The organism is Cellulomonas uda (assembly GCF_006538705.1).
GTDB lineage: Bacteria > Actinomycetota > Actinomycetes > Actinomycetales > Cellulomonadaceae > Cellulomonas > Cellulomonas uda.
Window position 1 is genome coordinate 1 of sequence record NZ_BJLP01000018.1, and the last position, 20,471, is coordinate 20,471.

Annotated in this window: 18 protein-coding genes; 17 read left to right on the forward strand and 1 reads right to left on the reverse strand. The window is 76.2% G+C overall.

Annotated features, from left to right (window positions below; all coding sequences use genetic code 11):
- A partial coding sequence (locus CUD01_RS06735; RefSeq protein WP_141319741.1) for a hypothetical protein occupies positions 1-370 on the reverse strand: 370 nt, incomplete at its 3' end.
- Positions 371-589: 219 nt separating this feature from the next.
- On the opposite strand from CUD01_RS06735, the gene CUD01_RS06740 reads away from it, so the two are divergent.
- From CUD01_RS06740 to CUD01_RS16470, 17 genes are all read left to right on the forward strand, one after another.
- A complete protein-coding gene (locus tag CUD01_RS06740; protein ID WP_141319743.1) occupies positions 590-1,738 on the forward strand; it encodes an AI-2E family transporter in 1,149 nt (382 codons plus the stop codon).
- 185 nt (positions 1,739-1,923) lie between these two features.
- Positions 1,924-3,618 carry a hypothetical protein gene (locus CUD01_RS06745; protein ID WP_141319745.1) on the forward strand — a complete coding sequence of 565 codons (1,695 nt, stop codon included), beginning with the start codon at positions 1,924-1,926 and terminating at the stop codon, positions 3,616-3,618.
- Positions 3,619-3,628: 10 nt separating this feature from the next.
- A complete protein-coding gene (locus tag CUD01_RS06750; RefSeq protein WP_094180266.1) occupies positions 3,629-4,009 on the forward strand; it encodes a hypothetical protein in 381 nt (126 codons plus the stop codon).
- A 12-nt stretch (positions 4,010-4,021) separates the two neighbouring features.
- Positions 4,022-5,389, forward strand: coding sequence for a hypothetical protein (locus CUD01_RS06755; protein WP_141319747.1), 1,368 nt, complete (start codon positions 4,022-4,024; stop codon positions 5,387-5,389).
- Entirely contained in the window at positions 5,386-6,090 is a 705-nt protein-coding gene (locus tag CUD01_RS16465) for a hypothetical protein (protein ID WP_166771987.1), read from the forward strand. The genes CUD01_RS06755 and CUD01_RS16465 overlap by 4 nt, the downstream gene beginning before the upstream one ends.
- Positions 6,087-7,097: a hypothetical protein gene (locus CUD01_RS06765; RefSeq protein ID WP_141319749.1), complete on the forward strand. Its 1,011-nt coding sequence runs from the start codon at positions 6,087-6,089 to the stop codon at positions 7,095-7,097. The genes CUD01_RS16465 and CUD01_RS06765 overlap by 4 nt, the downstream gene beginning before the upstream one ends.
- A complete protein-coding gene (locus CUD01_RS06770) occupies positions 7,094-7,744 on the forward strand; it encodes a phage baseplate assembly protein V (protein WP_141319751.1) in 651 nt (216 codons plus the stop codon). Before CUD01_RS06765 ends, CUD01_RS06770 begins: the two co-directional genes overlap by 4 nt.
- The gene (locus CUD01_RS06775; protein ID WP_094180270.1) at positions 7,744-8,145 is read left to right on the forward strand and encodes a PAAR domain-containing protein; all 402 of its coding nucleotides are present in this window, start codon (positions 7,744-7,746) and stop codon (positions 8,143-8,145) included. Before CUD01_RS06770 ends, CUD01_RS06775 begins: the two co-directional genes overlap by 1 nt.
- Complete coding sequence (locus CUD01_RS06780) at positions 8,142-8,594, forward strand: DUF2634 domain-containing protein (RefSeq protein ID WP_141319753.1); 453 nt, start codon at positions 8,142-8,144, stop codon at positions 8,592-8,594. The genes CUD01_RS06775 and CUD01_RS06780 overlap by 4 nt, the downstream gene beginning before the upstream one ends.
- Positions 8,591-10,378 carry a baseplate J/gp47 family protein gene (locus CUD01_RS06785; RefSeq protein ID WP_141319755.1) on the forward strand — a complete coding sequence of 596 codons (1,788 nt, stop codon included), beginning with the start codon at positions 8,591-8,593 and terminating at the stop codon, positions 10,376-10,378. Before CUD01_RS06780 ends, CUD01_RS06785 begins: the two co-directional genes overlap by 4 nt.
- Entirely contained in the window at positions 10,375-11,649 is a 1,275-nt protein-coding gene (locus CUD01_RS06790) for a hypothetical protein (protein WP_141319757.1), read from the forward strand. The genes CUD01_RS06785 and CUD01_RS06790 overlap by 4 nt, the downstream gene beginning before the upstream one ends.
- A gap of 9 nt (positions 11,650-11,658) precedes the next feature.
- Positions 11,659-12,156 carry a hypothetical protein gene (locus tag CUD01_RS06795; RefSeq protein WP_141319759.1) on the forward strand — a complete coding sequence of 166 codons (498 nt, stop codon included), beginning with the start codon at positions 11,659-11,661 and terminating at the stop codon, positions 12,154-12,156.
- Between the two features lie 17 nt (positions 12,157-12,173).
- Positions 12,174-13,121, forward strand: coding sequence for a hypothetical protein (locus tag CUD01_RS06800; RefSeq protein WP_141319761.1), 948 nt, complete (start codon positions 12,174-12,176; stop codon positions 13,119-13,121).
- A gap of 27 nt (positions 13,122-13,148) precedes the next feature.
- Complete coding sequence (locus CUD01_RS06805) at positions 13,149-14,831, forward strand: hypothetical protein (protein WP_094180275.1); 1,683 nt, start codon at positions 13,149-13,151, stop codon at positions 14,829-14,831.
- A gap of 3 nt (positions 14,832-14,834) precedes the next feature.
- Positions 14,835-15,728 carry a hypothetical protein gene (locus CUD01_RS06810; RefSeq protein WP_141319763.1) on the forward strand — a complete coding sequence of 298 codons (894 nt, stop codon included), beginning with the start codon at positions 14,835-14,837 and terminating at the stop codon, positions 15,726-15,728.
- Positions 15,725-17,215: a hypothetical protein gene (locus CUD01_RS06815; RefSeq protein WP_141319765.1), complete on the forward strand. Its 1,491-nt coding sequence runs from the start codon at positions 15,725-15,727 to the stop codon at positions 17,213-17,215. Before CUD01_RS06810 ends, CUD01_RS06815 begins: the two co-directional genes overlap by 4 nt.
- A 19-nt stretch (positions 17,216-17,234) precedes the next feature.
- Positions 17,235-20,468, forward strand: a complete 3,234-nt coding sequence (locus CUD01_RS16470) for a hypothetical protein (protein WP_166771986.1) — start codon at positions 17,235-17,237, stop codon at positions 20,466-20,468.
- Positions 20,469-20,471: the final 3 nt, after the last annotated feature.

Consider the following 20,471-nt stretch of genomic DNA (forward strand, 5'->3'; position numbering starts at 1 on the left):
CGGCGGGCACGGCAGCACGCGTGCCCGCCGGTCCCGCATCGCACCCGCGGGCCGAGCACCCCGCGGGTGCGGTCTGGCACGCCGCCGGCGCGTCTGCCACGCACGGGACATGAGCGCACCCGACGAGGGGTGGCGGGAACGTCGGGTGCTCGTCGGCGGGCACCGCGTGCTGGTGCGCCAGAGCGACGAGCACCCGGACCGGCTCCCGGTGGTCCACGTGCACGGACCGCCCGAGGTGCCGTCGCTCGCGCGCGACCGCGACGGGCGCGGTCGGTGCCACCGCGCCGGGCGAGGCGCTCAGCCGCTCCCGCAGGCGTGCGTTCTCGGCCTCGAGCGCGGCGAGCCGTGCGCGCAGCTCGTCGTCCGTCATCACGCACCTCCGTCGAGGGTCGGGTGGGACCGCAGCGCACCGACCATCGCAGCACCGCGCGCAGCGGCGCACCACCCGGCGTGGTCGATCCGCAGGTCCGCGCGCCGGTGCACCGCGCGGCGCACCGGTGCGCCTCGCGCCGGGTTGCGCCCGCGCCGGTCACGGTCCCGGTACGGTCGTCGCGACATGCACCGCCCCGCCTGGACGTGACGAGGTCCGATGCCGAAGCCCCGCACCGCGATGGACGCCCGCCGGCCCCCGGCCTGGCTGCCGCGCGCGCTGCTCATGTGCGTGCTCGCGGTGTTCGCCGCCGTTCTCGTGTGGCGCTCGCTCGGGCTCCTGACGAACGTCATCACGATCGTCGTGTGGTCGTGGTTCATCGCGCTCGCGATGGAGCCGCCGATCCGCTGGCTCGTGCGGCACGGGCTGCGGCGCACGCGTGCCACGGGGCTCGTCATGCTCGGCGCGGGCGTGGTCGTGACCGTCGTGGTGGCGCTGTTCGGCAGCCTGTTCGTGCAGCAGGTCGTCGACTTCGTCACGCACCTGCCCGACTACTACGCGGACCTCGCGGAGTGGCTCGACGACCGGTTCGGCGCGCAGATCCCGACGGCCGACGAGGCGCTCGACACGCTCGGGACGCACTGGCAGTCGCTCGCGCCCGGCATCATCGGGGCCGGGGCCTCGCTCATCGGCGGCATCTTCAACGCCACGTCGATCCTGCTCGTGACGTACTACATGGCGAGCGCCGGCCCGCGGTTCCGGGCCGCGGTCCTGGCGTACCTCGAGCCGAGCCGCCAGCGCGAGGTGCTGCGCGTGTGGGAGGTCTCGCAGGAGAAGGTCGCGGACTTCATCAACTCCCGGCTCGTGCTCGCCGCGCTGTCCACGGCGTTCACCTGGGTGTTCTTCATGCTGATCCACGTCCCGTACGCGCTCCCGCTCGCGGCGTTCACGGGCGTGGTGTCGCAGTTCGTGCCCACGATCGGTACGTACATCGGCGGCGCCCTGCCGGTCGCCGTGGCGCTGACCGTCTCGCCGGTCAAGGCGCTGCTCGTGATCGCGTGGATCATCGCCTACCAGCAGGTGGAGAACTACCTGTTCTCGCCGAAGATCTCGGCGCGGGCGCTGCTGCTCAACCCCGCGGTGTCGTTCCTCGGGGTCATCGGGTTCGGCGCCGTGTTCGGTGCCATGGGCGCGTTCCTCGCGCTGCCCGTGATGGCCACGATCCAGGCGGTCGCCTCCACCTACGTGCGGCGGCACGAGATCGTCGACGACCCGCTCCTGCGGGAGGACGCCGAGGCCATGCGGCGCGACCACGGCTGGGAGGACCTCGAGCCCGAGGACGCGCCGGCCGACCGCACGGACGACTGACCCGGGTTTCACCCGCTCCTCCCCCGCCCCGACGCCGTCGCGAGCGGTCCCTGTGACGCGCGCGTGACGCGCGTGAGGCGCGCGGCGGCGCACGCTCCCTGCCAGGGGCTGTGACGCAGGCGTCCGACCTGCGGGCTCCCGTCGCCGGTGCACCGTGCCGGTGGTCGTCGCGCGAGGAGGAAGCCATGGCGACGCTCGTCGTACCCGGGGTACAGGTCGAGACACGGTTCGACGTGCTGCCGCCGCTGCCCGCCTCGTCGGGCGTGGTCGGCATCGCCGGCATCGTCGACCGGCCGCCCGCCCCCGCCGCGCTGGTCGGCCTCTCACGAGCCGCGGAGATCACCGGCGCCCTCGGGCCCGGGACCGTCGCGTCCGCGCCCGAGATCGTGCACGCCCTGGCCAACGGCGCGTCCGAGGTGCTCGTCGCGCCCGTCGGGGGCGGCGGTGCCGCGTCGCTCGTGCTGCGCAACGCGGTGTCCACCGACGCGGTGCTGCTGCGCGCGCGGTCGGTCGGCACGTGGGCGCACCAGGTCGCGGTGGACGTGCGCACCGTGACGAACGCCGCGGGCGAGACCGTCCGCGTGAGCCTGCGCGTGTTCCGCGCCGGGCAGGTCGTCGAGGAGTTCACGGACCTCGTGGTCGAGCCCGGCTCGCACCAGGACCTGTTCGACACGATCAACACCCGCTCGCTGTACCTCGTCGCGCTCGACCCGTCGCTCGCGGACGCGCTGCCCGCCGCGGGGACGTACGTGATCCCGGCGGACGGGACCGGCGTCGTCGTGCCCCGCTCGGGCGCCGCGCAGACCCTGCTCACGCTGTTCGCGGAGCCCGGAGTCGACCCGGAGGGCCTCACGGTCGAGCTCCTGTCGCCCTCGGCGGACAACGTGCGCGTGCGCGTGCTGCGCGACGGTGCGCAGGCCGAGGAGTTCACGCGCCTGACGATGAACCCCGACTCGGCGAACTACCTGCCCGCCGTCGTGCTGCGCGAGAGCGCGCTGATCCACGTGCGGCAGGCCTCGTCCCTGGCCGGGCCGGACCGGCTCCCCGTGGCGATCGCGCCCACCCCGCTCGCCGGGGCGACGTCCCCGAGCGCCGCCGACTACCAGGCGGCGATCGACCTGCTGGCGACCGACCCGCGCATCAGCCTCGTCGCCGCGTCCATCGAGCCGACGCGCGGCGAGACGTTCGTCGCGACCGTGCACCAGGCCCTCGTCGCGCACGCCGTGGCGCAGGCCGACGCCGGCGCGCCGCGCATCGCGTTCGGCTCCGTGACCCCCGCCGAGCAGGGCAGCCTCGACCGGATCCGCGACCACGCCGCCGGCGTGCGCAACCGCCGGTTCGTGCTCGTCACACCCGCGGGCGCGGCGGGCGCCGTGCTGGGCGCGGTCGCGCGCACCGGGCCGTCCGTCTCCCCGACGTTCAAGCCCGTGCCGCTGTTCGGCATCCCGCCCGCCCGCTACACCGACAGCGAGCTCAACCGGCTGCTCGGCCCGACACACAACGCGCTCGTCGTCGCCGACCGGTCGGGCCGCGGCGTGATCGTGCTGCGCGGGCTGGACACCAGCGGCGACCAGATCTCCGTCACCCGCGTCGCGGACGCGTGCGTGCGCGAGGTCAAGGCCATCGCGGAGAACTTCATCGGCCAGCTCAACACCGTCGACGCCCGCACGGCCCTGCGCCAGCAGATCGTCGCGACGTTCACGCGCATGGAGCGCGCGGGCGAGCTCGTGCCGTCGACCGACGGGACCGACCCCGCGTTCCTCGTCGACGTGTACTCCACGCAGCTCGACTTCGCGCAGGGCAACGTCCGCATCGACATCGCGGTCCGCCCCGTGCGCGCCATCGACTTCGTCTACGCCACCATCCGCGTGAAGAACTGAGAGGCGTGCCATGCCCACCGTGTACGCAGCCAACGAGAGCTCCGTCCTGGTCAACGGGACGCCCGTCGAGGGGGTGCGCTCCGTCGAGCACCGCTCGCTCGTGGCCCGCTCCGACCTGTACGCGATCGGCTCGTCCGAGCGCATCGGCGTCATCACCGGCGGTCGCAGCGTCGAGGGCCGGATCCGCGTCGCGTCGTCGGCCCCCGACCTGGACGCGCTCGTCGGCGACGCGTTCTTCCAGATCACCGCGCCGCTGCGGCAGGGCGAGACCACCGTCACGGTGAGCTTCGACGAGTGCCTGCTCACCGAGAAGTCGTTCGCGATGAGTGCGGGCGGGCACGGCGAGACGGTCTACGCGTTCACCGCGACACGCGTGCGCGAGGAGCGGTGAGGTCGGACGGTCATGGGTGCTGCGGTCCAGCTCGTCGCCGGGCAGGTGCGGGTCGGCGACGCGACGTTCCCCGGAGGGCTGCTGCCCGACGGGCGCGTCGCCGTGCTGGGCGCACGCCTGCGCCGGTTGCGGCTGCGTGAGCGCGACGACCTCGTCGCGCTCGCCGCGGAGCTGACCGGTCCCGACGCGGTGCGCACGCTCGCGCGCCTCGTGCTCGCGGCCGCCTGCGGGACGGGCAGCACGGGCGACGACGAGACGCGCGCCGCGCTCGAGGCCGTGGCGCTGCACCTGGCCGGTGCGGAGCACGAGGGCGCTCTGGTCCGCACACGTCTGCTCGCGACCCGGGCAGCGGGGGCTGCGGGCGGCGACCTCGCCGCCGCGGACGCCGACGACCTCGCGGGCCGCCTCGCGCACGCGGTGACGGACGACGACGGGTGGACCAGGATCGCGCTGGACCCCGAGGCCCACGTGGCGCCGCGGACGCCCGACGACGTGCGCGACCACCTGGCGGCAGGGCTCCTCGCCCGCGCGGGTGAGGCGCTGGACCCCGGCCTCGCGCGTGTGCTGGTGCTGGCCGCACCGGACGGCCCCGCCGACGCCGGCACGTGGGTACCCGACGCTGCGCCCGCCGCGGGCGGTTTGACGCCGCCGGCCGACCCTGACGACCCGCCCGGTCCGACCGGCTCTCCGGCGGCCGTTCGCGCTCCGCTCGGCACGCCGGACGACCGCACGTGTCCGCCCGCGGACGCCCGCGACGCCGTCCCGTGCGACGGCGCGTCCCCGCTCCGGCCGGGACCGGTCGGCGGACGAGCGTCGACGGACGGGCGCTGGTCCGCCGTGCGGTCGGCTTCCCGGCAGCAGGCCGAGCAGGCTGGACATGACGACGGTGCGTCGGCGCTCACCTCGACGCCGGGCGGTGCCGCGGCGGTCCGCCCCGCGTCCGCCCCCGCCGAGCGGCACGGCGCGGCGCTCCACGCGCGCCCGGACGCCGCGCACGGCCGGGCGGCGACGGCGACGGGAGCCCCGCTGCCGGTGCCGCACGCGACGCTCGACCGGTGGGGCGCGCCGGACGGTCACGCGTGGCCGACCGCGCCCGGACCGTCCACCGCGTCCGACGCGACGGTCCGCGGGCCAGGACGGGCGACCACGCAGCCCCGCGCGGCCGCCGCACCCGGGGCTCCCGGCCCCGGCACCCTCGTCCCCGGCTCCCTCGTGACGACGGGGCGCGCGCCGGGCCGGCCGCTCGACGACCGCTCGCCCGCCCCCGCGCGGCCCGCCTGGACCTCCGACGTCGCCGCCCCGGGCGGTGAGCCCGTCGACACCGACGCCCTCGCCCGCGCGCTGCACCGCGCGGCCGACCTGCGCGGGGTGCGGCGATGAGCATCCCGACCCTGCCGTCCGCCCCCGCACCCGGTCCGGAGCAGGGTGCCCGCCCCATGCCGGTGATCGGCGACGTCACCCTCACGGCCGCGCAGCGCGTCGACCACGCGCTCGACGGCGGCTTCGTCGACGTCCCCGTCCTCGGCCTGCCGGGGCACGCGCAGCAGCGCTCGGGTCGCCCGAGCCACCGGGTCGCGATCGCGGCGGTGCTCGCGGGGCCCACCGCGCTGGCCGACCTCGGCGCGCTCCAGACGCTCGCCGCGTCGGGCGAGCCGACGACCTTCACCGCGGACATCGTCACGGCGCTCGAGCTGCAGCAGGTGGTGGTCACGCGGCTCGCGGCGAGCGAGGTCGCCGGGCGGCCCGGCGTGGTCGAGGTGCTGGTCGAGCTGGCCGAGGACCCGCCCCTGCCCCCGCCCGCGCAGCTCGCGGGGTTCGGCGGGCTCGACGACTTCGGGCTGGGCGACCTCGGCTTCGACACGGACCTGCTCGACGACCTGTCCGGTCTCGCGGACGACGTCGCCGGCGCTGTCGAGGGCGCGCTCGCCGCCGTCGACGCGCTGTCCGCCCTGTCCGGGCTCGCGTCGTTCGACTTCGACGGCGTCCTGGCGCCGGTGCAGGACCTGCAGCGCTCGATCGAGACCGCGGGCGACCAGCTCGGCACCGCGCTCGACGCGCTCGGGCAGGTGTTCGGCTCATGACCCTCGCGACCGGCGCCACCGTCACGCTCGACGACCTGCGCTACACCGTCCAGATCCGCTCGGTCGCGGCCGAGCTCGTGCTGCTGCCCGGCGTGAACCGCGCCGAGGTCGCGATCGCGGCGGGGGTCGACGTGCCCGCGGCCGCCGGCGCGCGCGCGAGCGTCGAGCTCGACGGCGGCGACGGTACGGCCGTCGTGCTCACCGGCACCGTCGACCACGTCGAGCGCACGACGAGCGGCGCGGTCGTCGTCGTGACCGACGCGGGTGCCGCGCTCGCCGCGACCCGGCCCTCCGAGACGTACAACGGGCTCACCGGCGTGCAGGTGGTCGGCAAGCTCGCCGACCTCGCGTCGGCCGACACCGGGCAGGTCGCGGCGCTCACGCAGACCGCCGCGTACGTCGCGGACGCGCGGCGCACCGCTGCCGAGCACGTCGCGGCGATCGCGCGGCGGTCCGACGCGGTCGCCGCCGTGGACGCCGAGGGGCGCGTCACCGTGGTCGCGTGGCCGGTCGGCGTCGCCACCGCCGCGATGCGGCTCGACCGCGAGTTCACGTCGTTCACCACGTCCGCGCACACGCCCGCGCACGAGTTCACGCCTGTGGGCGCGGGCGGGTCCGGCGCCGCCCAGGCACCCGACGCGTGGGTGCCCAGCACGGACCCCCTGACCGGCGCCGACGAGCCCGACGGGACGCGGACCTGGTCCCCCGCCCCCGTCCTGCGCACCCGCAGCGACGTGGACCTCGCGGCCCGCGGCGAGTCCTCCCGGCGCGGTGCCGCGACGGCGCGCATGCGCGGGACGTGCTGGCTGCAGCCCGCGCGCCGACCCGGCGACGTCGTGCGCATCGACGAGACCACCGACCCCGCGCAGTCCGGCCCGTGGCTCCTGACCACCGTGCGGCACGAGCTGGCACCGGGCGTCGCGCGCACCACGCTCGCGGGCGTCGCGGCCGGCGCGTCGGACGACCTGCTCGGCGGGCTCGCGGGAGCGCTCGGGGGGCTGCTGTGACCGACGTGCTGTACGACGCCGTCGCGCGCATCGCGCGCCACGAGGCCGACGCGCGCTCGTGGGTCAGCGTCGCCGTCGTCACCGAGGTGCACACGACCGCCGCCGGCTCGCCCGACCACAGCGTGAGCGTGCGGCTGCGGGACACCGCGGTCGTCGTCCCGCGGGTCCCGGTCGCGGTGGGCGCGCTCGGGTTCGTCGCCACGCCCGCGGTCGACGACCTCGTCGTCGTCGCGTTCGCCGACGGGGACCCGCACGCGGGCGTCGTCGTCGGGCGGCTGTACCACCGCGACCTCGCACCGCCCGAGCACGGCGACGGCAAGGTCGTCCTGCAGCTGCCACCCGGCGGGAAGGACGTCGACCTGCAGGTCGACGCGAGCGCACCGCAGGTCACGCTCGTCGTCGGCGACACGAGCATCGAGCTCGCCAAGGACCGCGCGTCGCTCACGATCGGCGACTGCGAGGTCGTCGTCGACGGCGCCTCCCCGGGCAGCGTGACGCTCACCGCGAAGGACAGCACGCTCACGCTCGGCGGGAACGGCGAGGTGAGCCTCGAGGCGTCGACCCGGCTGACGCTCAAGGCGCCCGAGGTCGTGATCGACGGGTCGAGCAAGGTCACCGTCTCCGGCGGCCTGGTGGAGGTGAACTGATGGGCACCCCCGCCGTGGGCACCGACGCGATGGTCGTCGCGGTCGACACGCACGTCGTGCTCGTCCCGACGCCCGGCGGGACCGTGCCCACCCCGCTGCCGCACGTGTTCTCCGGCACGATCACCAGCGCCACGTCGTCCACCGTGACGATCGGCGGCAAGGCCGCCGCGACGCTCGACTCGGTCGCCAGGAACAAGCCCCCGCACGTCGCCACGCCCCCCGGCACCACGTTCCAGTCGCCGCCCTCCGACGAGGGCACCGTCACGCAGGCCTCGAGCACCGTGACGATCGGCGGCAAGGGCGTCGCCCGTGTCGGCGACCAGGTGACCACGTGCAACGACCCGAGCGACCAGCCCGTGGGCACGCTCGTCGGACCCGTCGGGACGGTGATGGTCGGATGAGCGACGTCCTGGGCACCGACCTGCGCGTGCTGCTCGGCCCGCCCGGCATGGCCGCGCACGACGCGGCCGCACTCGACCTGCGGCTCGGCGCAGGCCTCGTCGACCGCGCCGCGGACGGCCCGCAGCTCGTCTCGGACCGCCACAACCTGGGTCAGGCACTTGTGCTGCGGCTGCTCACGCCGCGCGGCACCCTCGCCGGGCTCGGGCACGCCGCGTACGGGTCGCGTCTGCACGAGCTGGTCGGCGAGCGCAAGGACGAGTCGAGCCGCGCACGGTGCAAGGCGTTCGTCCTCGAGGCGGTCGCCGCCGAGCCGCGCGTGCTCGACGAGGTCGTCGACCTGACGTTCGACATTCCGTCGGAGGGACCGTCCGAGCTGCGGTTCCTGCTCACGGTCCAGCCCGTCGAGGGCGGGCAGCCCGTGTCGGTCGACCTGGGGGTGGAGCTGTGAACGGCCTGCCGGACGGCTTCTCGCCGCGCCCGTACCCGGAGATCGTGCGGGACACGCTCACCACGCTCACGGGCGGCACGGTGCGCGAGGTCGTCACCGTGCCCGCTGGCGACCTCGTCGTGCTCGACTCGCTGCGCGACCGCCCGATCCGGCGCGTGAGCCACCTGCAGGGCGTCGTCGAGGTCACCCGACCGCTGCGGGACGTCAACGGCGACCTCGTGCGCGACGCGCAGGGCCGCACCGTCGAGGAGCAGGTGCCCGTGCCCTACCGCTTCACGGATGCCGACTTCGAGGTCGTCGCGACGGGCCGCGAGGGCGTCGAGCGCGACGCGATCCGGTTCCGGCCCACGGGCCGTCGGCCGCCGACCGGCTCGACCGTCGTCGTCAACTACTACCCCTCGCAGTCCCGTCCGGCGCCGGTCACGGACCTGAGCGTCGGGTCGGTCGCGCGCACGCTGCTCGAGTCCGTGGCGCGCGAGCTCGCGCTGGTCGAGCTGGGGCTCGACGCGGTGTACCGCTCGGCGTTCCTCGAGACCGCGCAGGGGACCTCGCTCGACAAGGTTGTCGCGCTCGTCGGGGTCGCCCGACGACCCGGGGGCGTGCCGACCGCGCGCGTGCGGTTCACGCGCGCCGCCGGCTCGACCGGACGCATCACGGTGCCCGTCGGCACGGTCGTCTCCGACGCGCAGGCCAACCGCTACGCGACGACCGTCCCGCTGGTCCTCGAGATCGGCGAGGACTCGCGCGAGGTGCTCGCGGCCGCGCTCTCCCCCGCGACCGCGGCGGTCGAGGCGGGTGCGCTCGACCGGCTCGAGGTGCTCATCGCGGGGGTCGGCGCGGTGACGAACGAGTCCCCCGCGGCGGCGGCGGGCGGACCCGAGCCCGACGACGACCTGCGTCGACGCGCGCGCGGAGCGCTCGCGGTCGCGGCGCGCGGGACGCTCGACGCGCTGCGGCACGGCGTGGCGAACCTCGAGGGCGTGCAGGACGTCACGGTCACGGAGTTCCCGCACGGCCTGCCGGGCGAGGTCCTGCTGTCGGTCTCGTACGACGGGGAGCCCACGCCGGACCTGCTGGCGCGCGTCGTGGCACGGGTCGACGACCTGCGGCCCGCGGGCGTGCGGGTCACCCTCGGGCGCACGCAGCCGCAGCCCGTGCAGGTGACCGCCACGCTCGTGCTCGCCGGCTCGGGCGTCGGCGGGGCCGAGCTGCAGTCGCTGCAGAGCGCGCTCGAGGAGCGCGTCGCCGCGATCGTCGGCGCGCTGCCGCCGGGCGGCACCGCGCGTGCGGCCCAGCTCTCGGCCGCCGCACTGTCCGACCCGCGCATCGTCGACGCGACGTTCGGGCTCGACACGGGAGCCGGCCCGCAGCCGAGCGTGACGGCCCCGACGGGGCACGTGCTGTCGGCCGTCCGGCCGTTCACGCACCTCGTGAGCACGGAGTCCGGCACGGGCCCGGGTGCGACCGTCGAGGTCGACGCGCTCGTCCCCGTGCACCTCGCCCCCGGCGTCACGGCGGGCCAGGCGGAGCAGGCGATGAGCCTGGCCGCGCGGTCGTGGGCCGCGGGCCTCGGCCCCGGCACGCAGATCTCGGTCGACGCGTTCGTCGCGGCGGTGCGTGACGACACGCGGTACGCGGTGGTGCGCGCGCACGTCGCGCTGACCACCGAGGCCGAGGGCCGGTTCCTGCGCCTCGCCGACGGCCTCGGCACGCACGCGCTCGGTGCGCAGGACTCCGCCCGGATCCGCTCCGTGTCGCTCGACGTGCGCGAGGGGGGTGCGTGATGCGGACGGACGCGGTGCTGTCCCACCTGCCCACGCTGTACCGCGAGGGCGAGCTGCTCGGCGCGTTCGCCGGGACGTGGGGCGTGCAGCTCGACGGCCTCGACGAGGCGGGCGTGAGCGTGCAGCGTGCGCACTGGTTCGACGCGACACCCGACCTCGACGAGGCCGCGGCGCTCGCCGCGCTGCTCGACATCCCGCCCGAGCCGTTCCACGCGGGGCTCGGCGAGTACCGCGCGTGGGTGCACGCGGTCGTGCGCGCCCGCCTGCAGCTCGGGGCGGTCACGCGCGAGGCGCTGCGGGTGCTCGTGAGCGACTACGCGGACGGCTTCCAGCGGGCGGCGGGCATCCGCACCGTCGGCCGCGTCGACGCGTGGTCGACCGAGCCCGCCGGCCCGCAGCTCGTCGACAACCCGACGCGCGTGCGGGAGACCCGGCTGCCCCAGGTGGGCGGGTGGGAACCGCTCGCGCACCTCGAGGTCGACAACCGCGGCATGGATCCCGCGCCGTGGGCGGTGGTGCTGCGGGGCACGGGCGAGCAGCCCGAGCACTCGCCCGTCGTCGTGAACCGCACCACCGGTCACGCGGTGCTGTTCCGCGGCTCGCTCGCGCCCGGCCAGCGCCTGACGATCGCGCCGTCCGCCGCCGACCGCTCGCTGCTGCGCGCCGACCTCGACGGGCGCGACGTGACGAGCCGGCTCACGGTCTGGACCGACCTGCGGGCGGGCGCCGACGGCCCCGGCGAGCCGGCCGGCACGCTCGTCGCGGGCGCGCTCGCACGCGGCACCAACGTCCTGTGGTTCCTGCCGCTGGCCACCTACGACGCCCCGGGCCTCGACCGGTACCTGCTCGCGATGGCCGACGACTCGCTCACCCAGGCCCGGTTCGACTCGACGGCGTTCGACCGCTCGCTGTTCGCGCAGCCCGCGCTCGTGGCCGCACGCGTCGCGTGGGTCGAGGCGCAGCCGGCGACGCTCGAGGTCCGCCTGCCCGCGAGCACGCTGGTCAGCGACGCGGGCGCCGCCGACCAGGCCGTCCTGGCGCGTGACCGGCTCGAGGCGGGCCTCGACGCCGCGGTGGAGCGCACCGCGGGCGCGGGGATCGCGGCGGACGTGGTGCTGCGCGCGTTCACCGAGCGGCAGCCGGGCGAGGCGCACCTCGTCGGCGTCTGGCCGCGCACGTTCCGCGAGGCCGGACCCACCGGCGCCGACGCGCTGCCCGACTCGGGCGCGGCGTTCGACGTCACCGACTTCGACGACTCGGTCCTTGCCTGAGGAGGCGCCATGAAGGCCACGTTGCACCTGGTGCTGAGCGACCACGACGGGTCCGTCGTCGACGAGCGACGCGCCCACAACACCGTGATGGCGAGCGGCGCGCGGATCATCGCGGACCTGTTCGCGGGGGTCGGCAACCCCATCACCCACATGGGCGTGGGCACCAACGACGACTCGCCCGAGGACGTCTCGGTGACCGCGCTGACGAACGGGGGCGGGGACGACGCCGCGCTGGTGGGCGCGACGACGACGCCCGTCGCCGCGTCGGCGTTCACGGCCACGCTCGTGCCGGAGCGGCGCGTCGTGCGGGTGCGGGTGCGCGCGACGCTCCCGGACGACGCCGCCGTCGGGCGCATCCGCGAGGCGGGGCTCGTCTCGCAGGGCGACACGGACGCCGTCCTCTACAACCGCGTGGTCTTCGCGCCCGTCGACAAGGGCGACGACCACGAGCTGACGCTGTTCTGGGAAGTCGAGTTCCCGTACGGCGACCTCCAGTGGCTCACCTGAGTCGAAGGGAACCGACCATGGCCAAGGCAGCGTTCGACATCCGCCTCGAGGGCTTCGTGCCCGCGAACCGCGACGCCGTCGTCAAGCTCGTCAACCAGTCCACGGGGCAGCAGGTGGAGCGCAAGCCGTTCCTCGACGGCTCGTTGCTGGTGCGCGACCTCGACCCGGGCAGCTGGGAGATGACGGTCACGCACCCCAACCTCGTGAACGTCATCGACCGACGCGTCGTGCGGCTCTTCCCGCAGGACATCCCCACGCGTGTGCCGGTGGTCGTGCCGCCCGACCTGTTCCGGGACTCGCCGATCCGTGACATCCAGGACGCCGACCTGGCCCCGGTGCAGCAGCAGGCGGGCGCGGTCACGACGAACGTGGGACGGCTCGCGAACAAGGCGCCCGGCGAGGTCATCCGCGCCGAGGACTGGAACGTCCTCGCGGCGGCGGTCGCCGACCTCGCGCGCGCCGTCGGCGAGCTGACGCGGCTCGTGTCCCCCGTGGGCCACGACCACCCCGAGATCGCGGAGAAGTTCGCGGAGGTGCAGGGCAACATCGTGCGATTCAGCGAGTCGTTCGGGCGGAGCCTGCTCGAGCTGCGACGCGAGGTCGAGAGCCAGAACCTGCGCGGCCGCCTGACGGCCGTGCTCGACAAGGGGGCGGCGACCAGCGCGGTGCGCGACCGGGTGCTCGGCCGCGTCGCCGAGCTGCAGCAGTCGACGCTCGTCACGACCGCGCAGTGGACCCCGCTCATCGCGAACCACTCCAACGCGGCGATCCGCGAGGTCCTCGAGCTCGCGAACGAGCAGGGCACGGGGGCCGACGAGTTCCTCGCGTCGCCCGAGGTCAGCGGCGCGCTGACGCTGCTGCAGACGTTCTCCTCCGCGGGCGGCGCGAGCCGTCCCGAGGAGGAGCTCGAGACGTACCGACGCGGCGTCGCGGCCACCGGCCCGTCGCTGTTCCGGGCCCTGTGACGGCCCACCCGCGCGAGGAGGACGACCATGGCAACAGCCGTCGAGATCGAGCGGCTGCAGGCGCTCGTCGAACGCCTGCGCCCGCTGGCGGGCAAGACGCGCGGCGAGCTCATCGCGGCCGACGACTGGAACACGCTCGTGTCCGCGATCGTCGAGATCGGCCGGGCCACGGTCGCGACCGGCCAGGCGGGCGTGCCGCAGCACGAGCACCCGGACCAGGTGGGCATCGGCTGGCTCGACCCGCAGCTGCGGCAGATCGTCACGGGCGGCGGGCTCAAGGACCCGGCGCTGGACTCGACGCTCGTGAGGCTGCGCCGTGACGTGAGCCTGCTCGACACCCGCATCGGCCGGGTGGGCGACGACCTGGCCGCGACGCGCACGCGCGTCGACGTGGTCGCGACGAACGACCTGACGCGGTCCGCGACGCTCGACCGCCTGAACCGCAAGGTCCTCGGCGCGGCCGACGACCGCGGTGACATCGCCGACCTGCGCTCGACCCTGCGCACCCTCCAGACCGAGGTGGGGCGCGCGGTCGAGGTGGGCAGCATGCTCGAGGTCGACGGTGCTCCGCTGGACGTGCCGGGGCTCGTGGAGCGGCTCGGGTCCGTCGAGCAGCTGCGGGACCGGCTCACGCGCCCGGACGGCTCGCTGCTGGACGCGTCCGGGCTGGAGATCCGGCTGTCGGAGCTGCAGTCCGCGCTCGTCACGCAGGACCAGCTGACCGAGGCGATCGACGAGGTGCGCGGCAGCGGCGGCCCGGGCGACCTGGACCAGGTGCTCGACGCGGCACGGCAGGCCGGTCGCGCCGAGGCGACGTCCGCTGTCGAGACGCTCGGCACGGACCTGCGCTCGGTGCTGTCCGCCCGGCTCGCGGAGGTCGGCGAGGAGGTCGAGGCGCGGGTGCGGCGGGCGACCGCCGGGTTGGTCGACGAGGTCCTCACCACGTCCCGCGCGGACCTCGCCGCGGGTCTCGACTCGATGGCGGCACGGGTGCGGGAGGCCGTCGGCGCGGACGTCGACGCGCGGCTGCGCGCGGCCGACGAGGCGACGCGCGAGGCGCTGGCGAACATCGACGCGAGCCTCGGCGCGCTCGTCGAGAAGACCGTCGAGGGCCGCCTGGCGGACGTGCTGGGCGAGCTCACCGCGCGGGTCGGCGGCGTGGACGAGCGCATGTCCGGGCTGGAGGGCGTGCTCAAGGAGATGGGTGTGCGGGTGGACCGGCTCGAGGAGCGCATCGAGGTCAACCGCCGCGTCGGGGTCGACGAGCGCGACACGCTGCGCCAGGAGCTGCTCACCGAGGTCGAGCGGCTCGACCGGGAGACCGCGACGCGCATCGGGCGCGACGTCCAGGACGCGCGCACGCAGCTCGGGCTCGACCTGCAGGCCGAGGTCACCGCGGCCCAGCGCGACCTCGAGGTGCGCCTCGCCGAGGTCGCCCGGCAGGCCGCGGCGACCGAGGTGCAGGTGCTCGGCACCGGCCTGCGCACCGACGTCACCGGCGTCGTCCGCTCGGCGGTCGCGAGCGAGACGGCGGGCGTGCGGGACACGGTCGCGGCCGAGCTCGCCGGGTTCCAGGTGCAGGTCGCGGGGCTGGTCACCAACGAGGTCGCGCGGCAGACCCAGGACATCCCGACGATCGTCGAGAAGCAGCTCGCGACGCTGCGCCCCGAGCTCGAACGGATCGTCGACGTGCGGGTCGGACGGGGGTGACGGGTGCTCACCGAGCTCGAGTCCCGCCTCGCGGACGTCCTCGGAGCGGCGCTGCCGGCGCCGTTCGGCGGACGTGTGCGCAGGCGGGGCGCCGCGCCACCGAACGGTGCCGGACCGGTGGTCCGGCTCGGGGTCGAGGCGTACTCGCCGCTCGAGCCCGACCTGTTCTCCGCACGCCCGGAGACCGGCGCCGGGGCACCGTCGCTGCGGCGCGTCGTGCGGCTGCGGGTGCGGCTCGGCGTCGACGTCACGACCGACCCGCCCGGCGACCGGCTGGGCCTGCTCGCGGGCACCGACGCGCTGCTGTTCGCGCTGCAGGCGCCCGAGGTGCGGTCCGGGCGCGCGCTCCTGGCGCCCGGTGACCAGGGGTTCCGCCTCGACTCCCTCGAGCTGCTCGACGTGGGCGACGACGACCCGGCGGTGTTGCTCGAGGCGGTCGGCTGGTTCTGGCCGGTCGGCGTCGCGGGCCAGGACGGGCGCGCGATCGTCCGGGCCCTCGTGCGTGAGGTCCGGCTCCCGGTGCGCCTGACGCTCGGCGGTCCGCTCGTCGCGGGCGGTGCGGGCGTCGCGTGCGACCTGGTGCTCGGCGCGACCGGGACCGCGGACGTGACCGCGGGCGCGACGACGAGCGCACCGTTCGGCGAGCTCGCGCTGCACCTGCTCGACGCGGGCGGTGGCCCGGGCGCCGGGTCGCTGGACACACCCGCCTCGCCCGCCGGGACGCAGGTCGTCGCGAGCGTCGACGCGCGGGACGCGGGTGCGGGCACGACGTTCACGTACGTCCCACCGGCGACCGTCGCGCGCGAGCAGCTCGTCGTGCTGGCGCGCGCGGGCGAGGGCGCCGACGCGCGCACCGGCATGGAGCTCGCACGGTTCGACCTGGTGGTGACGCCGTGACCGGGGTCTCCCTGCTCGGGGTCCAGGCCGCCGCGGTCCAGGCCGTCGCCGTGACCGGGTACACGACCGGGTACACGACCGGGTACACCGTCCTGCTCCCGGCCCCCGTCACCGTGCCGCCCGCCGGTCACGTGCTGAGCACGCCGTGGCGGGCCGTCGTCGGCGCGACGGGCGCGCGCGTCGGCCGCGCGCTGCTCACCCTCGACCCGGTGACCGCGGGCGACGGGCGCGACCTGGGCGTCGTCGCGCCCGGGAAGCGACCGACGACCTCGATCACCGTCCGGCCCCCGGACCCGCGCGTCCCCACCCGCGCGCTGACCGTCCCGCAGTGGGTGACCGCACCCGACGGCGAGACGTTCCCCTGGTCCGACGACCTGCACGTGATGGTGCGGCAGGACGGGCGACCGGTGGTCGCGGCTCCCCCGCTGCCGGCGGTCGGCTACGTGCCGGCGCAGCTGCCGGGCGGGACGGTCTCGGGCTCACGCGTGACGCTGCCGGACCTCCTGGGCGACCTCACGCTCACGGTCGTGTCCGGCCGGACGCTCGACGCGCTCACCGAGCTCCCGTTCGCGCACGGCGACGTGCGCCTGCGCGCCGCCCCGATGCCCGTGGGGCTGCACGTCCTGGGGCCCGACGGCGACGAGCAGCTCGCGGTCGCGGGGCCGGTGCGCGGCCGGGTGTCGCACGACCTGGCGCCCGCGCTGGCACGCCACCTCGCCGCCGCGGTGCGCACCGAGCCGGGCGGGACCGCTCCGGTGACGGTGCGCTCGGACGTCGTGGGCGAGGCGCACGTGCGGCTCGACGTGCAGGACGTCGTCATCGAGCGCGCGCTCGACGGGCGGCTCACCGTGGGCTGCGACGGGACGGCGACCACGCTGCCCCGGCCGGGCGTCGCACCCGGACGCGCCCCGACCCGCACCCGGGCGGACCTGACGGTGACCCACCACGGCGCCGCGCTGCACCCGGCCTCCGACCCGGTGCCCGCCGTCGACGCGGGCCTGGGCGGTCCCACGGTGCGCGACGAGCCCGTCACGCGGCGGGTCGCGGCAGCGACGCTCGCCGACGCGCGGCTCGTGCGGGTCGGCGTCGTCGGGTGGCCGTCCGCCGGGACGGACCTGTCGCTCGTCGTGCTGGGTCGCACGGTGACGGCGACCGGCCTCGTCGGGCCCGTCGGGCGCTCGACGCCCCAGGTCGTGTGGTTCGACCTGGGCGACGCGGTGGCGGTCGACCGTCCGCTCGAGGTGACGCTGCGCGCGACGCGCGGCACGTTCGCGTGGCTCGCGGCGCCCGAGCCCGCGGTGCGCCTCGCGGTCGAGGCACCCGCGGCGGGCGCGCACGTCACCGTCGGCGGGCTCACGGTCACGCTCACCGGGCCCGAGACGCACGTGCCCGGGGTGTCGCTCGCCGGCACCGACGGGTGGGACGTGACGACCGACCAGCTCGTCACCGTCGCGCTCTCGAGCGCGGTCATGGAGTTCGCGCCATGACCGCGGTGAGGAGGCTCGCATGACGCTGCTGGACGACCTGCAGGCGCTCGACCTGTCCGCCGTGGTCGGCGGGAAGCTCGACATCGCCGCGGCGCTCGACGTGTCCGATCTCCAGGCGCTGCTCGGCGACGGCGCGGTCGCGACCGTGCTCGGCGACCTGGGCACCGCGGTGAGCACCGCCGTGGCGGCCGTCGAGGACCCGTCCACGCTCGTCGAGCCGCTCGCCGCCGCGCTGCTCGAGCTGCTCGACTCGATCGGCGCGGACCTGCCGCTCGCGCAGTACGCGAGCGCCGTCGCGGACGGCGCACGCATCGTCGCCGGGCTGGTCGGCGCGCTCTCGGGTGACCCGCTGCGCCTGAGCATGCCCGGCACCGGCGACGCGGGCGACGCGTTGGCACGCGTCGCCGACGGGTTCGGCGACCAGGCGAGCGCCGTCGCGGGCGGTGCGGAGCAGCTCCGGTCGCTCGTGCAGCTGGTGGACCGCGGGCTGCCGCGCGACCCCGCCGCGCTCGTCGGCGTCGCCATGCAGATCCTGCTCCCGTTCGGCACGGCGGCGGTCGACCCCGTTCGGGGCTGGGCGCGCACCGTGGACGCGCAGCTCGACCGGGTGCGCATCGACCCGCGGCTCGGCGAGGGTCTCGTCGTCGCCCTGGGCCGCCTCCGGGCGGCGGCGGACGCGGGTGACGTCGCCGCGGTGCGCACGGCGCTCGCGACGCTCGCCGAGGTCCGCGCCGCGACGGTCACCCAGCTCGCCGCGGCGCTGCGCACGGTCGCCGGCGTGCTGTCCGCGACGCGCGTCGGCGACCTCGCCGCTCCCGTGCGGGCCCTGCGCGGCGCGCTGCACACGGTCGAGAAGGGCGCGCTCGACCAGCTCGACGAGTGGCGCGGGATGCTCGCCGACGCGCGCGGGTTCGTCGACGGCATCGACCCGCAGGCCGCCCTCGACGCGGCGCGCGACCTGCTCGACGACGTCGAGCGCGCGGCGCGCGAGACCGTGCTCGGCGTGGTCGACCAGTCGGTCGAGGTGATCAAGGGCTGGGTGCGCGACCTGCTGCGCGAGCTGCCGCTGCGTCCGCTGCGCCAGGAGCTGTCGGAGGCGATCGCCCGGCTCGCGCGGGTGATCGACGACGCGGACCTCGACGCACCCGTCGCGGTCGTGCGGGACACCCTCACGCAGGTCGCGCAGACGCTCGCGGAGGCGGACCCCGCGGCGCTCGTCGCGTCCGCCGTCGAGCGGCTCGAGGGCGTCGTGCGGGACCTCGTGGACGCGGTGCGCGACGCGCTGGGCGGGATCGCCGAGGGTGTCGAGGCCGTCGCGGACGAGGCGAGCGAGGTGCTCGGGCGTGCGGTCGACGGGCTGCGCGCGTTCTCCGAGGCGGCGCACGCGATCGCCGACGCGGTGGGCGGCACGCAGATCGCCGACACGGCGGCCGCGATCGCCGCCGAGCTGCGAGAGCTGCGCGAGGAGGTCGGCGAGGTGGTCTCGTCCGTCGAGCTGCCCGAGCCGTTGCGCGCGGGCGTCGACCAGCTCGTCGGGCTGCTCGACTCGATCGACCTCGACGAGGCCGTGCGCCGCCCGCTCGAGGACGCCGCGTCCCGGCTCACCGTCCCGCCGGCTGTCGGCCAGACCGTGCGCGACGGTCTGCAGGCCGTGAGCGACGCGATCTCCTCGCTCGTCCCCGCCGACCTGACGGCCGAGCTCGACGCGCTGCTCGCGGACGCGTTCGACCAGCTGCGGTCGATCGACGTCTCGTCGCTCACCTCGGGCGTCACGCAGCTCCTCGACGACGCGGCCGGTGCCGTCGAGGGCGTCCACCTGACCGAGCTCGTCGCGCCCGCGAGCGACGTGTTCGCCCAGGTCCTCGGCGCGGTCGACCGCGTCCACCCGCGCACGCTGCTCAGCCCGGCGATCGACCTGTACCGCCAGCTCACCGGCGCGATCCCGGTGCCCGCACCGGACGCGATCGGTGCGCGCGTCGGCTCGGTCACCGCGCAGGCCGGGGAGGCCGCGGCGCGAGCGGTCGTCGAGCCCACGCTGAGCGCGGTGGGCGCGGGCGGCTCGGCACCCACCACGGACCGGCCCCAGCCGACTCCCCCACCGGACCTGCGGCTCGGCGACGTCGTGCGGCTCGTCGGCTACCTGCCCGCGCGCCTGCGCGAGGCGCTCGAGGACCTGGGTACCGGTCCGGTCGGCGAGGTGCTCGCGACGATCGACGACACGCTCACGGGCACCGCCGCCGCGCTGCGTGCGACGCGTGACCGGCTGCTCGGGCTGCAGGCGCAGGTCGAGGCCGGTCTCGCCGCGGCGCTCGCGCCCGTCGGCGCCGCGCAGCTCGACGCGCAGCTCGCGCTGCGCGGGTCGGCCGCGCTGAGCGCGGGCGGGCTCGACGTCGCGGTGTCCGTCGAGCTCGTCGGCGGCGTCTCGCCCGGTGCGCTGCTGCGCGCCGTGGACGGTGAGCGCGCGATCGTCCTCGACGGCACGCGCGGGCTCGCCGGCGCGCTCGTCGGACCCGTGGCCGACGACCTCGAGAGCGTGGCCGCGCTGCTCGAGGCCGCGCTCCCGGCGGGCGTGCTCGCGGACGCCGACGGCCTGCTCGCGGCACTCGACCCGGAACCGCTCGCCGCCGAGCTCGACGCGCTGTTCGCCTCGATCGTCGCGGCGGTCCCCGGGTTCCTCACGGTGGCCGGGTCCGCCGTGACGGAGCTGGCCGACCGCGTGCGCGCGCTCGTCGAGGAGTTCAACCCCGGCTCGCTCGCGCAGCGGTACCTCGCGGTCGTCGAGGTGCTGCGCGACGAGCTCGCGCTGCTCGACCCCGCGCGGCTGGCCGACGAGCTCGGTGAGGTGCACGCGGTCGTGCGCGCGACGATCGCGGCGTACGACCCCGCGGTGCTCGCCGCGCAGCTCGACGCGCTGCTCGGCCAGGTGGCGGGTGCGATCCGTGGGCTCGACCCGGCGCACCTGATGCCGGACCTGTCGGGCGTCGAGGCGCAGATTGCACGCATCGCGCAGGTGCTGCCGCTGGAGGCCCTGGACGGCGTGGGCACCCAGCTCGAGGCCGTCGGCGACCAGCTGCGCGCGCTCGACGTCGAGGGGATGCTCGCGATCGTCGACGCGATCCCGCCGCAGGTCGCGGACGGTGTCTCGACGCTCGTCGAGGCGATCCGTGACGAGCTCGTCGCGCTGCTCGAGTCCATCCGGTACGCGGGCGCCTCGGCGTCGGCGTCCGTGTCCGTGTCCGCCTCCGTGGGGTGACGA

Excerpts from the sequence above, each read along its gene's own strand:
- CUD01_RS06740 (WP_141319743.1), top strand. The coding sequence starts at position 590 with ATGCCGAAGCCCCGCACCGCGATGGACGCCCGCCGGCCCCCGGCCTGG.
- CUD01_RS06745 (WP_141319745.1), top strand. The coding sequence starts at position 1,924 with ATGGCGACGCTCGTCGTACCCGGGGTACAGGTCGAGACACGGTTCGAC.
- CUD01_RS06750 (WP_094180266.1), top strand. The coding sequence starts at position 3,629 with ATGCCCACCGTGTACGCAGCCAACGAGAGCTCCGTCCTGGTCAACGGG.
- CUD01_RS06755 (WP_141319747.1), top strand. The coding sequence starts at position 4,022 with ATGGGTGCTGCGGTCCAGCTCGTCGCCGGGCAGGTGCGGGTCGGCGAC.
- CUD01_RS16465 (WP_166771987.1), top strand. The coding sequence starts at position 5,386 with ATGAGCATCCCGACCCTGCCGTCCGCCCCCGCACCCGGTCCGGAGCAG.
- CUD01_RS06765 (WP_141319749.1), top strand. The coding sequence starts at position 6,087 with ATGACCCTCGCGACCGGCGCCACCGTCACGCTCGACGACCTGCGCTAC.
- CUD01_RS06775 (WP_094180270.1), top strand. The coding sequence starts at position 7,744 with ATGGGCACCCCCGCCGTGGGCACCGACGCGATGGTCGTCGCGGTCGAC.
- CUD01_RS06780 (WP_141319753.1), top strand. The coding sequence starts at position 8,142 with ATGAGCGACGTCCTGGGCACCGACCTGCGCGTGCTGCTCGGCCCGCCC.
- CUD01_RS06795 (WP_141319759.1), top strand. The coding sequence starts at position 11,659 with ATGAAGGCCACGTTGCACCTGGTGCTGAGCGACCACGACGGGTCCGTC.
- CUD01_RS06800 (WP_141319761.1), top strand. The coding sequence starts at position 12,174 with ATGGCCAAGGCAGCGTTCGACATCCGCCTCGAGGGCTTCGTGCCCGCG.
- CUD01_RS06805 (WP_094180275.1), top strand. The coding sequence starts at position 13,149 with ATGGCAACAGCCGTCGAGATCGAGCGGCTGCAGGCGCTCGTCGAACGC.
- CUD01_RS16470 (WP_166771986.1), top strand. The coding sequence starts at position 17,235 with ATGACGCTGCTGGACGACCTGCAGGCGCTCGACCTGTCCGCCGTGGTC.